This is a genomic window from Dictyobacter aurantiacus (genome assembly GCF_003967515.1).
Lineage (GTDB): Bacteria > Chloroflexota > Ktedonobacteria > Ktedonobacterales > Ktedonobacteraceae > Dictyobacter > Dictyobacter aurantiacus.
The window spans coordinates 426,417-440,206 of the sequence record NZ_BIFQ01000002.1; the positions used below are offsets into that span (position 1 = coordinate 426,417).

Below are 13,790 nucleotides of genomic sequence, written 5' to 3' on the forward strand. Positions count from 1 at the left end.
ATGTTGGAATGATATCAACTATTTCATTCATGTGCGAATATGGCATCATTGATTTCTACACCTATTGAGCCATCAATCAGGCAAGCCAATCACATCATAGACACACAATCTAAATTATTGTTTCATCCCAGGGCAAATTTCAAACGGATGTGGCAGTTGTAAACAATGGGAAGCAGCCCAAAATAAATTCTGAAGCTGCTCTGGAATTTGTTGTCACAGTGCAGATTGTTCAAAATTGTCACATTGAGCTGATCTTATTCTGGGCAACCTCTGATGATAAAAAGTACTTAAAAACCGCCGTATTACAAAAAATGTAGCTATTACCAACTCTGTACAAAAGTTTTTGCTTCACTGTATCATCAAGGAAGGCCATATAACGCCAGGGAATACACTTTGCATGCCAGAGACAGAATCGAAGAATGAAGTGCTCAATATAACTATCTCCACCCCATGCCAATCCAACAGATATTCCATAAAGCCATCCTAAACGCAGCCCACTCCATAGACCTACGGACCCATGTAATAGCCATCCCCATAGACATAAAAATAAAACACTGCACAAACAGAATACCATTGATTGCTGAATGGCCTGACGGAACTCATCGCCAGAACGATAAGAGAGGCGACTATTTGGAAGGCTAATCACTACTTCAAAAATGGATGGAAGACTTATCGCAATAAAGACCCAGGGGATCCATCCAATGAAGAGATCGCTCAATAACTTCTGAAATTGCCCACCCCACCCTAATCCAACAAGAAACCAAAAAGAGCTAATATTTTGCCTGTTATCCTCAGCAATTGTTAGACGTCGTACAACCAACAAAATAAAGGCAAGGACTAACCATCCTAGCAAACCAATGATGGCATAGATATCACTCCAGTCAAAAATAGCCAGGCTATACGTAAGTCCTGCAGCGCATAGCACAAAAAATCCCATAAAAATACGATATATATGGACCCATCTGCCTGCTGGTAACCAGGATTGCTGAATCTGCTTGAACTGAAACGCTGTTTGTTGGTGCTCATATAATTGACGAGCTAAAACCGCCAACCAGTGCAACTGATCTGAAAGAGTATACTGAGTATTTCTTTCAAGCGGCTGTAATCTCGTCCATATATAAACACCCAGGAGATTATGTTTTTTCTCAGCCAGGTTATTCGTTGAAACATCTACAGGCGATGAGTCCTGATATATATGCGCCAATATATATAGCCAGAGTGGCCATCTCGCTAAATCGTGTAAAACCGCATCTGTAGAAAGTGTAGCCTTTATCTCATCTTGTCGAACAGGAAGAGCGGATAAATACGTATTGATCTGCTCTTCTGTCAATGGTTGAATTTCTAAAATAGAGAGAAATGGCAAAGATACTTTCAAGCGCCTATATTCTATAGTACGGCAACAAACAATCATCTGTACCTGGTTATGTGTATCCTGGTAGGAGTTAAGGGCTTGAACGCAAGCTTCACGTGCATCTTCTTCCACTTCATCTAATCCATCAAGCAGAAACAGAAATTGGCTTAACTCACATGACTTCGCTTTATACTGACTGGCTAACTCTTCAGCTAACCATTGCTCAAGCGGTAACCTTTTCCTGGACCATGATGAAAGATTCAAGGGAAGTGGAATAGGGAAATACACATCTTGTTCGGCATACACAAGTAAATCACGTAACAATTCAAGCAGTAATGTCGTTTTACCCGAACCAGATTCTCCTAAAATCAACAATTTACCACTACTATCATTATACATATCAATGATATGCTCATTAGATGAAAAAGTCATTGCGCCTTCCTGGTTGGACTGATCTAGCTCAAAATCCTTTATTTGACGTAAATTCAGCCTAATATATGGCACATCTGCTAATGAAGTTTCGAGCACTCCTTTAATCCAAGAAGTACGTATTTGTGAGATGATCCGCTGACGCCTCTTCATATTTCTTTTATCCACCATGCTTTCACTAATCAATTTCAAATCATTAAAATATTTACACCAACTAGAAAGCCCTTATACATTAATTAAACTGCGCGCACCAATAGCATGATATAGTATATCATGTGGAAGCTTCCCCGCTAATCCTGTGATTGATGTGGATCTCCACATAATAGCCAGCTTTCCAGATAGGGTGAAACCTTTTTCTTCCTTGCAAAAACATATGTGTAGCCTTTCTTGTACAGATAGAAAGATACATCCAATAGAAGAGTACAACATTGCTCTGCAATAATGAGTTCTTTTCCTGGATGACATCATTCAACAGCTCAAGGAGGAGATCAAGAGGAACGAGCTTCCTGACAAGCAAGTCTGGTAAAAAACCAAAAGTCATTGATTTGCACATATTTATTGACATGTCTTATGTCTAGACTTATATTTAGCTAAGCCTGATATGCCGAAGATCTCCCTATCTTTATGTACTTTTTTAACTAAGCCAGATCCAATATATGCCAGCATATATCATATTACATATTATCTTTTATAGAGGTATTTTTCTTGATGAATGCGCCTCTATAAATTTATACATATTTTTATTTTTTTGTTTTTTCTTATGATCTCTCTTGTTGGAGATCATGGTCATTCAACCAGGTGAAAAATGAATATGAATTCGCATCATGAGCAAGCACACGTTCCCGCAAAGCCACGCGATAAGACTCCTCATCGACGTGATAAGATCTTGTTCTCTTCCTTTCTTATTCTTGTAGTGCTGGCTGGTGCCGCCTTTTCTGCCAGCCTGCTGCTCGCACAACACACGCCTTCCAGGGCCGCCTCGGCTCCGCAACTGAATGGCGATATTGCAACCATGCAGAGCGCGGGCAACCAATCTCTGCGGCTTACTGTGCCGAGCACGAGCCGCCTGAAGACAAATGCGCAGGCAGCTACGACCAGCGCGCCCGCCTTTAACAATATTGGTATCAGCACAGCTACCAATACGACTGCCGCTAACTTTGATAGCGCCGGTTATAGCTACTCTTTTAACGCGCTGCTCGAAACAGACATTGAGCCGAACCTTCCCTTCGCCTATGACGGTTTGCAATTCCAATGGCCAAATATTAACCATGTAAGCTCACCCACCCTGACTGATAACTGGCAGGCCAGTGGACAGGTCCTGCCTCTGTCAGCATCGGGAGCGCACAAAGTAGGTTTTATTGGCTCCGCATCTAATGGTGCGGTTTCTGGCAATGCGCTTGTTACGTATAGCGATAATTCAACCCAGACCTTCTCCCTGGGTTTCAGCGATTGGACGCTGGGTGGTAGCACACAGTCGCCCGCCTTTGGCAATAAAATTGTCGTGGGCCAGGCCCGGCGCGATAGCAGAAGCGGCGAACAGAGCGTCAAAACCTATCTGTTCTACGCATCGATCAATCTCGATGCGAATAAAACGCCGGTCAGTGTGAAGTTGCCAACGCTGACCAGTAAAGCCCAGCTTCACGTGTTCACCTATACCAATGATGTTGCTCCTGCGCATGACTATAACAACACCGGTATGAGCGGAGATGCCTACACCACCGCAGGGAATCTGGATGGTGCCGGGAACAGCTATTCCAGTAAAGCGCTTAGCTGGGGTGCTGGTTATACCATTTCGTACAACCAGGGTTTTTCTGGCGAATATAGCATGCAATTTCAATGGCCAGACGTATTGCCGGGAACACCTGATAACTATCAGGCCAATGGCCAGACGATCGCGATCACACCGGTTCCCCTGGCCGCGAAATTAGGCTTTGTGGGTGCGGCCACCGGTGGTCCGTCCTATGGTACCGCGACCCTCCATTTTGATGATGGTTCGCAACAGCAGTTCTCGCTAGGCTTTAGCGACTGGACCCTCAATGGCTATACGCGGGCTCCGTCCTACGGGAATCGCTACTTTGAGGGCATGCAGTATCGCAATACTCGCGGTGGTCAGCAGAAGATCAACACGTTCCTCTTTTACGCGGAGGTCGACTTACCATCGGGCAAAAACGTGACCAGCGTCACGCTGCCAGCTTCAACAAATCAAGGCCAGATCCACGTGTACTCGATCTCGACTGGTGTGGCAGGCTTCTTTGATAACGTGGGCGTCTCAGGGGATCAGAGCTCCTTATTTGGCAATTTTGATGGCGGTTACCACAGCTATTCCGCCCAGGCCATGCAAAACGCTGGCGTCATCTTCAGTACCCCCGCCCCCAGTGATATGCATCCATATCGCGTCAATGGCATCAATTTCTATATGCGCGCTTCCAATGATGTCGTTCCTGATAACTGGGTTGCCAATGGACAGATGGCCAGGGTCAACATTGTGACTTCAGCAACCACGCTGGGCTTCATCGGGTCAGCGGTGAATGGTGGCTCGACCGGTACAGGACTGATCACCTATACCGATGGCACGACACAGCAATATACGCTGGGCTTTAGCGACTGGTGTGCCACGACGCCTCAGTATCACAATAGTGTGATTGCCAGCATGGGGTACCGCAATGGCGCTTATGGGCAGCAAGCGATCAAAAACAACCTGTACTATGCTGAGGTTCCGCTCCAGATGAACAAGATCCTTGACAGTGTCCAGTTGCCCACAACGACCGGTGGTGTAATGCATATCTTCGCTGTGGCTGAAGGCCTTGGCAATTATAACAATATCGGCATTAGCGATGATCATGCCACCAAACAGGCCAACCTGGATGGCGCCGGATATAGCTATTCCGCGCAGGCTTTGCAGTCCGCCGGGATCACTGCAGGCACGACCTTTGCGCATGACGGCTTCAATTTCAAGTTCGGCACCAATGATGGAGGGACTACTCTGGCTGGTTCGCCTGACAACTACGTGGCCGTTGGTCAAAACATCGATACGGTTCCTACTGCTGGACGTACCAGCATCGGTTTCATCCTCTCTTCCACAGGCGGGGGAGTTTCGGGTACTGCCACGATCTACTATGCTGATGGCACCAGCCAGGACATCCCGTTAGGGGCAGCAGACTGGTGTAATGGTGCAACGGCCGCTCAGTATAGGGGGTATGTTGTTGCTACCATGAAGTATCGCAATACCCCTGGTGGTCAGCAGTCACTAGCAAACTATCTCTACTACACCAGCTATACGCTGAATAATACAAATCCGGCTGGCCCCGTGACGAAAATCGTGTTGCCGAACCTCCCTCAGCTTCACATTTTCTCAATCGCCTACAAATAGATCCTTGCCACAGAGCATCGGGGACCATCCTGTCATCAGGATGGTCCCATTCTTTTGGTGTGGACATACAGCGCTTTTTGCTTATTGTCCACGCATCATTGCATCCTCTGTGACGAACCTGAAAAAGGGGATGAATTGCAGCCCGGTCACGAGGGCGAACAGGATAAGCACGGTGCGCAGCCCGCAGAACTGGGCGAGCAGTCCAGCGGCCAGCGGACCGAGGGCCGCCATGCCGATGGAGAGGAGGCGGCAGGTGGCGTTGACGCGTCCCTGTAGCCCTGCGGGGATAAGACGACCCTGCAGGGCCGCCACCGCGATGGTCCACATCGGTCCCCCCATGCTGCCCAGCAATAGCGCCGCGCCGATCAGCCAGAGGTTATGCGTCAGGGCGGGCGTCACAAACATCAGACCGTTGCCAAAGACGTTGAAGCCGATGGCCCAGCGCCGCCCCAGCCAGCGTTGCACAGGCGCGGTCAGCAGGGTCCCCAGGATACTCCCGATGCTGATAACCATCAACAGAACGCCATAGGTGGCCGCGCTCAGTCCCAGGGGACCGGGCGCGACGGCGTAGAGCGCCATGACGACGAGATAGCCGCTCCAGCAGGCATTGATGATGCCCGCCATCACAGCGATCGCCAGCAGCAGACGCTCGTGCCAGAGATAGCGCAAACCTTCTCGGATATCCATCCCGATATGACGGAGAAGCGTTCCTCTCCTGGTAGCACGCTCACGCCCGTTCCGCGAGGGAAGGCGTAGCGTCTGGCGCAGGCAGAGCAGGGCCAGCAATGCCAGGCCCGCGCAGAGGCTGCTGGCGCCCAGCGAGAGCACGATGCTGATGCTGACCAGAAAGGCGCCAAGGGGATCGGCCAGCAGGCCGAAAATGTTCTGCGCACCCACCAGCAGTGCATTGGCGCGCTCTAGCTTCTCCCGAGGGACGACCATCACCAGCGCCGCCGCCAGCGCGGGCTCCTCTATGGTCTCGGTCACGCCCAGCAGCAGCGCCAGCGCATACAGCAATGGCAAGGGAACGAAATCCACGGAGGCCAGGCAGGCATCCAGGGCAAACGCCGACACGCGCAGGGCGGTGGTCACAATCAGGATCAGGCGCCGATCATAGCGATCGACCAGCACACCCAGCGGCAGACCCAGCACAAACGCAGGCAGGATCTGGACGAAAGCGATCCCTGAAACCAGCAGGGGCACACGCGTCAAATGGGTGGCAAACAGGGTCAGCGCCAGTCCCGTCGCCGCATACGCCAGATAATTGGCGCCCGAGACGATCCAGAGCAAGAAAAAATGGAGGCGATGGCGCGATGGCCATGCAAAAGAGGTGTTCCGTACGCCAGCATACTCGCTGGCATCTACCTCAGAGACAGAATCGGATAGATCCGCTTCAGTCGAAGAGGATTGGTGTGGATGTTTATGTGAAGACATGAACGAGGTTCTCCATTCACTACATAGCAGCCAGGACGCCAGAGAAGCGTTCGGCCGCGACCGCTTTATCAGCGCGCATGTAGCCAGGTAGCCCAAGTGTTTCACGCACAGCTAGCGTTTCTGAGAGGGGCTACCTTGAATGGAAAACAAGATCAGGACTCATTGCATGGTCGAAATATCTCTTTCTTCATTGCACACAGGCTCTTCATCCTATTGCTACTCTATCATGAGGAAGTGGATATTACAAGGTCGGAGATGCATCGAAATGTCTTTCATTTCTTGCAAAAAGAAACCGTGACAAAACAAAGAAACGTACACGTAAGTTCGACCCTTGCGGCCAATACGTTCAACTTTAGCGCAGGCAACAGGAAACACGAGAAGCTTCCCGCGAAGGATGGACGCATCCCCTCACACGATCATGTCCCCGTAGGCGGCATAGGATTGCGGCCTTTTCAATACGGCATTTCTTCCGAAAAGCAGCAATCCGGCCTTGTGCATGCCGCTCTGTTGACGTACGATATGCTGGCTTCTGCATGGCCATAGGACCGCTTTTCTCGCTTTTTAGGAACGATATCGTACGTGAACGGAGGCGGCATGCACAAGGCCGGATTGCTGCTTTTTGTGCATTCTGCGTGTCAATCAGGCCGCAATCCTATGCCGCCTACGGGGAAACATGTTCGTGTCGAGGAACATTTCGATGCTACGCTGGACCTCTCGCGTTTCCTGTTGCCTGCGCTAAAATTGAATGTATTGACCCTTGCGGCCGCTTCACGGCAAAGTCGGGGCAAGCCCGACACCTACGAGGGCATTTCCTTTTTTTTCGGTACCTTTCTTTTTGCAAAAAATGAATGGCATCCATGCATCGTTTGGATCAACAGATCCGTATCCTATGCAGGAGGGGGTGTTTGCGGGGATGGATATATATACTTTTCTGACGCTGAACCATACCATATAAATCCAAAGGTATGGTTCAGCTTGCATTTTTAGAACTCTTGTTCTACTCTATAAAGACAGTTGTTGAAGTTGTGTTGTGTTCAGAAGAGATGGGAAAGGATAGATTCCATGAGTCAAGCCGACCATGCTACCAATAAACAGGCCAATCGTTCACAGTCTGACAATACCGCCGAGCTGCGCAAGTCGCCGATGATGGCGCACCTGCTGGATGCGCTGGAGAAGCAAGAGGATATCGGTCACTATGGCCGCCTGACCTTCGCGATGATCGCGCGCCACTTCCTCTCCGATGACGAGATCGTCGATCTGCTGAGCCATCAGCCCGACCACAATGCCACCGATTCACGCGCCCTGCTGCAGCAGGTCAAGCAGCGCAACTATAATCCACCCAAGCGCGAGCGCATCCTGGAATGGCAGGCGCAGCAGGATTTCCCGATCTGCCCCGATCCCGAGAATCCCGATGCCTGCAACGTCTACCAGGAATTGAACTTCCCGCCCGACATCTTCGACCAGATCAACAATTACCACGAAGAACAGGTCAAAGCGGAAGAGAAGCAAAATAGCTAATAAGTGCGCCCCTAGTGGGCGCTCAAGGTTATTAATATGAGGAGTGGAGAAGGGATGTGGTGTGCCGCATCCCTTCTCCATTCCTTATATTAATAACTCTGGTTGGGAATAGCGAGCTTGCTATTAATGCTTGTTCCCGGGCGCTCACCTTATCAGGAAACGATAAATGCGAACTATTACGTATAAAAAATGATAGAATAGTAGTATTAATAGTTCGTATTTCTGGAGGGTGTCATGAAAAAAGTTGTTGTTACCGGGGGCAGTGGCAAGGCGGGCCGGGCGGTCATCAAGGATCTGCTGGCGCACGACTACGAGGTGCTGAGCGTGGATCTGCTGCCGCCGCAGGAGCGGCTGTGTCCATTTCTTAAGACGGACCTGACCGATCTGGGACAGGTCTTCGAGGTGTTAAGTGGCAGCGACGCGGTCGTTCATCTGGGCGCGATCCCGTCGTCGGGCCTGCAGCCGGAGGAGGCGACGTTTCGCAATAATACGCTCAGCACCTATAATATCTTCAGCGCGGCCACGACCTTGAAGCTGCAGCGGGTGGTGTGGGCATCGAGCGAGACCACGCTGGGACTGCCGTTTGAGCGCGAGAAGCCTGTCTACGCGCCGATTGACGAGGAGCATCCGCTGTATCCAGAGTCCAGCTACGCGCTCTCCAAGGTTATTTCGGAGGAGATGGCGCGCCAGTTCAGCCGCTGGAGCGGCATCCCCTTTGTGGGGCTGCGCTTCTCCAATATCATGGAGCCCCATGATTACGCGCGCTTCCCTTCGTTCGCGGAGGACGCCAGGTCGCGCAAGTGGAATCTGTGGGGCTATGTCGATGCGCGCGATGTCGCCCAGAGTTGCCGCCTGGGACTCGAAGCCGACATCCAGGGGGCCGAAGCCTTTATCATCGCCGCCGCCGATACCGTCATGAACCGTCCTAGCCGCGACCTGCTGGCCGAGGTCTTCCCCGGTGTCCCCCTGAAGGGCGAGATCGAAGAGTTCGAGACGCTCCTCTCCATTACCAAAGCTCGCAAGCTGCTCGGCTATCAGCCAGAATACTCCTGGCGCAACGCCTGAGCAACGACCATACTTCGATACAATAGGGCGGCCCGAAAGCTGCCCTATTGTTCAGGTCGCATCCCTCCTTTTGGACAGCGACCAACCGATATGCTCCCGCCTATACTGTTCCGTGATACGAAACAATTTTTTTGCAGCAATACAATTGTGCCCAATTAAGTTGTGCGCAATTATATTGGGAAGGATGCATATCATGTCAGAAAAGATGATGCAAGCCATACAGGTGCGGCGCTACGGTGGTCCAGAGGAGCTGGTGCTGGAGTCGATCCCTCGTCCACAACCAGGGGAGGGTGAGGTGCTGGTGCGCGTACATGCCGCCGGCGTGCTGCCGATAGAGTGGAAGGTGCGCCAGGGCTTGTTCAAGAGTGTGCGCCCGTCCACGTTCCCCTATATTCCGGGCAGCGCGTTTTCCGGTATCATTGCCGAGGTTGGTCCGGGCGTGACCGCGTTCAACATTGGGCAGGAGGTCTTTGGCCGCTCCAATAACGGCGCCTACGCTGAGTATACAATCGCCGAGGTAGAGACGCTGGCCCTCAAGCCTGAGCAGATCAGCTTTGAGGAGGCGGCGACGATCTCGGGCGGGGCCACCGTAGCCTGGTCGGCGCTGTTTGAAAACGCGGACCTGCAGCCGGGCCAGCGCGTCCTCGTTCATGCGGCCGCCGGAGGGGTCGGCCTGTTCGCGGTCCAGTTCGCCCATTGGCGGGGCGCGCAGGTCATCGGAACGGCATCAGCGGCCAATGCGCGGTTCGTGAGTTCCCTGGGCGCTGATATCGTCATCGATTATACCAGAACTCCATTTGAGGGACTGGCACGGAACGTAGACGTAGTGCTGGACACGATGGGCGGCGAGGTGCTAGAGCGTTCTATGCGAGTCGTCAAACGCGGCGGCATCCTTATTACGCTCCTCGGACAGGAGCCGTCACAGCAGGAGACCAATCGTCTGGGCATTCGCGCCATGCGGAACGCGCCAACCTTCCCCTTCCCCTCCACCAGCCTGCTGCAAAACATCGCCCGTTTGATGGCAACGGGGCAGATCAGGACCACGATCGCCCGGACCTTCCCTTTATCTGAGGCGAGCGAGGCCCACGCCCTCAGCGAGACCGGCCATGGGCGTGGGCGAATTATGCTCAAGGCGCTCCTTGACAGGGCCTGATGGCGTTCTGTATACTCCTGAAAGACAAGGTTGAGATTTTTTGGGAGGTTTTGATGGCTACGCCAGTGTGTCGCTAACTCCATACTGTCTCCCGTTGAAACGGGAAACAGATATCAAAAGTAAACAAACAATGGGGGTGTGGAAACATTTCGCATCCAGCGTTTCCTTGCGCGTTATTAGAAGATAAGATACGAAGGAGTTTAGGTAATGACCACTGGACTTCCCAATTTTTTTGAATATAACCTCTGGGCAAACCTGCGCCTGCTCGATTTCTGTGAGCAGCTGAGCGATGAGCAGTTGGACGCGACTATGACTGGGGTCTTTGGCAGCATACGCGAGGTCCTCATGCACCTGTTCGCATCTGAAGAAGGCTACGCGTATTCGTTCACCAAGACCAGGCCCTCATCTCCCTTGAAGGAAGAGGACAGTTTTGTGGGCTTCGAGGAGCTGCGCAGGCGAGCGCAGCTGTCAGGGAAGGCATTGATCGACATCGCTAAGGAACGTGATCTGGGCGAGACCTTCTGGCTGGATGGGGGCGTCTACGAGTGCCAGGCCTACATCGTGGCGCTCCAGGCTATTAGTCACGGGGTCGATCATCGTTCGCAGATCGCCACGTTGCTGGCTCAGCAGGGCATCGAGCTGCCTGCCCTCGATGCCTGGGGCTATAACGATGCTCTCCACTCTAAGCAGTAAGCGTGTGTTGGCTACCCTCACCATGGTGGCACGTGGATGCTCCCACACGCGTGTCCGCCACGCTGGTTTTTAATATGGGTGGATGGGGGCGCGGACGCGTCCCCATCCACCCATATTAAGGGAGAGATTTGTTCATGACTTCATTCGAGGCGCAGCAGGTTCACATACAGCAGATCTATGATCGTTTCTGGCGCGAGGCGCGTGCGCCTCTGGCGCGGGGCGAGGTGCAGCCCGATCCCATTCCGGGTATGGAGAGCCTGCGCTGGGGCGTCAGTGTGATCATGCGCCTGCGGGGTGAGGTGGCCGAACGCCTGGTGGGCGTGATCGACGAGCTTTCGCGCTGGACGGGGAGGCGGCACCTGCGCTACCAGGCATCAAATCTGCACACTACCCTGCAGACAATCGAGCTCTATCGCCCATCAATCGACGCTGAGGATGAATACATCCAGCAGTATCGGCGGGTGCTGCGACAGGTGGCCGCGCAGTTTCCCCCACTTCAGATTCGCTACCAGGGGCTGACCGCCAACCAGATGAGCGTGATGGCGCAGGGCTGGCCGGTCGATGAGACCCTGCGGCAGTTGCGCGAGACCTTTCATACCCGCGTTCGCGCGGAGAAGCATCTGCCGGGACCCGGCATTCGCGACCTGGCTCATGCCAGCCTGATCGTGTTCGCAGGTCCCCTGCTCGATCCAACAGGCTGCGTCTCCTTCGTCGAAAGCCAGCGCCAGAGCGACTTTGGTACCGCCACTATCGACAGGCTTGAACTGGTGCAGTATCAGCGCACCAGCGTGTATGAAGCATGGCCCATCGTCCTCGATAGCGTCCCCCTCCAGGGCTAATGTCCGGCAAGACTACGCTCCCCTGGGTATAGCCAGGCGACAATCCCAAAACCAAAGCGTCGCGCTACATCTTATAGATACTGCTGTCTGGCCCCTGCCCGGCAATGCCATCCATTGTATCGTGGTAGCTTGCTAGCATATTGCAGAGCTTATTTATCAAATATCAACTATTCTTCCATGCAAAAGGTTGACTTTTGGTCACGAGGTTAACTATACTATTACTCAATCAACCGATATGTTCACGAAGCGGTGCATCTCTTTCTGCCTCCCATTTCGTACCATAACTAAAGGGATTCTGTGCGCAAAATACACAGCTTTGCGATACATAAATGGGTGGGTTATAGCGCACCTTACGCTGGATATATTGCTTTGTACGCTCGTAGTTTCAAGCTTTATTAGAGTGTGTCTTAAACTGATTGGTTCGTCGATAGAATAAAAGAAAGGAGCTCAACACGCAGCAAGAAAGGATCGAAGCCGATGTCTCGCTCATTGCACCGTAAACGCTATGCAACCGATCTGACAGATGATCAATGGGAATTGTTAGCCCCCTTGATCCCAGCAGTGTCGCCAAAGGCGACGTTCGAGGTCATTCCCCGGCGCGAAATCGTCAATGGGATTCTCTACGTCGTGCGCACCGGATGTTCCTGGCGATTGGTGCCCCACGATTTGCCCAACGGAAAAACCCTGTACCATTATTTCCGTCAATGGAAGCTCAATGGGGTCTGGGAACAAGCCATGACGACTTTACGCCGGCAGGTACGAACGTCCATTGACCGTGACCCGGAACCCAGTGCCGTCATCATTGACAGCCAATCCATCAAAACCAGTGCAGTCCGAGGCATCGAGCGTGGCTACGATGGCGGAAAAAAAAATATGGGGTCGCAAACGTCATCTGCTCGTTGATACCCAAGGTTTTCTGATCGCCGTCATCGTTCATTCTGCTGGCCTGGTTGATCGCACAGCTGCACCGTTGTTGCTGCAACGGGTGACTGGCCGGCTTCCACGAGTCCGTCACCTGTTTGCCGACCATGGCTACACGGGACCATTGAAGGACTGGGTCAAAGAACACCTGGGGTGGAGCACCGAAATTGTGCCTCATGAGCACAACACCTCGCATATCACCTGGGTGCTTGAAAAAGACGTTCCCGTCAAAGTCGTCAAACCAAAAGGAGGCTTTCAGGTGCAACGCAAACGCTGGGTCGTTGAACGTACCTTCGCGTGGTTGACGCGATACCGTCGCTTGGCTCGCGACTATGAAGGGTTGCCTTCTAGCAGTGAGGCCTTCATCCAGATTGCTTCGATCCGTCTCTTTTTGACGCGTTTGGCTCCTTTCTAGCTCTCATGGCTCACTTTACGACACACTCTTACATTTTAATGTAATATATTTATCTTATGCTCCACGACCAGAACAAAGCAATAATCAATTAGATTGACACTATAAAAGGATAACTACCACGTGGTAGTTCGCTTTCTACGATAGAAAACGAATTGCGCATCCATGGAAAGGAGGAATACATGTCGGAATGTAATCCACAATATCTTCAAACTAGCTTCTATATGTATAGCCCTGTAGCGGCTCCCCAGGAGCAATGCGCCTGGTGCTGGCCCTACATCCATCCCGACATCTCCTATCCCGAGCACTGGAGCTCGACAATTTGTGCGCAACACTTTTCCCAGGTGATCGAACAGCGTCACCGCAGAAATCGCAAGAAACGCTATACCGCTCTGTTAGAAATCTATACCTATATCTTGCATTGCTCTTTATCGCATCTTCAACTTGAGAATGACCAGTGGCGACAGACAGTCCAGAAACTATTCAAGCCAGAGCGAGACCTGGAGGCCCCGCTCCAGACCATCTACGCCGCTGCCCGCCAGCAAGGGCAGGATGATTATCTGCGCTATACGAAAAGACTGGGGCCACACGAACCGTTCTCACTG

General features: G+C 52.0%; 10 protein-coding genes. 8 read left to right on the top strand and 2 right to left on the bottom strand.

What is annotated here, in order from left to right; genetic code table 11:
• Positions 1 to 238: 238 nt before the first annotated feature.
• On the bottom strand, positions 239 to 1,966 hold the full coding sequence (locus KTT_RS26595) for an NACHT domain-containing protein (RefSeq protein WP_126600520.1): 1,728 nt from the start codon (positions 1,964 to 1,966) through the stop codon (positions 239 to 241).
• Positions 1,967 to 2,591: 625 nt separating this feature from the next.
• On the opposite strand from KTT_RS26595, the gene KTT_RS26600 reads away from it, so the two are divergent.
• Entirely contained in the window at positions 2,592 to 5,150 is a 2,559-nt protein-coding gene (locus tag KTT_RS26600; protein WP_126600522.1) for a hypothetical protein, read from the top strand.
• An 81-nt stretch (positions 5,151 to 5,231) separates the two neighbouring features.
• Here KTT_RS26600 and KTT_RS26605 read toward each other — a convergent pair whose 3' ends face one another.
• A complete protein-coding gene (locus KTT_RS26605) occupies positions 5,232 to 6,584 on the bottom strand; it encodes an MFS transporter (RefSeq protein ID WP_126600524.1) in 1,353 nt (450 codons plus the stop codon).
• Between the two features lie 294 nt (positions 6,585 to 6,878).
• Between KTT_RS26605 and KTT_RS26610 the strand changes: the two genes are divergently transcribed.
• The 7 genes from KTT_RS26610 to KTT_RS37800 all read left to right on the top strand — a co-directional run bounded on the left by KTT_RS26610 (position 6,879) and on the right by KTT_RS37800 (position 13,188).
• Positions 6,879 to 7,127 (top strand): hypothetical protein, encoded by a 249-nt coding sequence (locus tag KTT_RS26610; protein ID WP_126600527.1) that lies wholly within the window; start codon positions 6,879 to 6,881, stop codon positions 7,125 to 7,127.
• Positions 7,128 to 7,646: 519 nt separating this feature from the next.
• On the top strand, positions 7,647 to 8,102 hold the full coding sequence (locus tag KTT_RS26615) for a hypothetical protein (protein ID WP_218031020.1): 456 nt from the start codon (positions 7,647 to 7,649) through the stop codon (positions 8,100 to 8,102).
• 234 nt (positions 8,103 to 8,336) lie between these two features.
• Positions 8,337 to 9,167 carry an NAD-dependent epimerase/dehydratase family protein gene (locus KTT_RS26620; RefSeq protein WP_126600529.1) on the top strand — a complete coding sequence of 277 codons (831 nt, stop codon included), beginning with the start codon at positions 8,337 to 8,339 and terminating at the stop codon, positions 9,165 to 9,167.
• A gap of 193 nt (positions 9,168 to 9,360) precedes the next feature.
• Positions 9,361 to 10,320, top strand: a complete 960-nt coding sequence (locus KTT_RS26625; RefSeq protein ID WP_126600531.1) for an NADP-dependent oxidoreductase — start codon at positions 9,361 to 9,363, stop codon at positions 10,318 to 10,320.
• 207 nt (positions 10,321 to 10,527) lie between these two features.
• Positions 10,528 to 11,013: a DinB family protein gene (locus tag KTT_RS26630; protein WP_126600533.1), complete on the top strand. Its 486-nt coding sequence runs from the start codon at positions 10,528 to 10,530 to the stop codon at positions 11,011 to 11,013.
• Positions 11,014 to 11,147: 134 nt separating this feature from the next.
• Positions 11,148 to 11,852 carry a hypothetical protein gene (locus KTT_RS26635; RefSeq protein WP_126600535.1) on the top strand — a complete coding sequence of 235 codons (705 nt, stop codon included), beginning with the start codon at positions 11,148 to 11,150 and terminating at the stop codon, positions 11,850 to 11,852.
• A gap of 477 nt (positions 11,853 to 12,329) precedes the next feature.
• A protein-coding gene (locus KTT_RS37800; RefSeq protein ID WP_371864851.1) for an IS5 family transposase occupies positions 12,330 to 13,188 on the top strand; the annotation gives its coding sequence in 2 pieces (ribosomal slippage) (positions 12,330 to 12,716 and positions 12,718 to 13,188; 858 coding nt in all).
• The last annotated feature ends 602 nt before the right edge of the window (positions 13,189 to 13,790 follow it).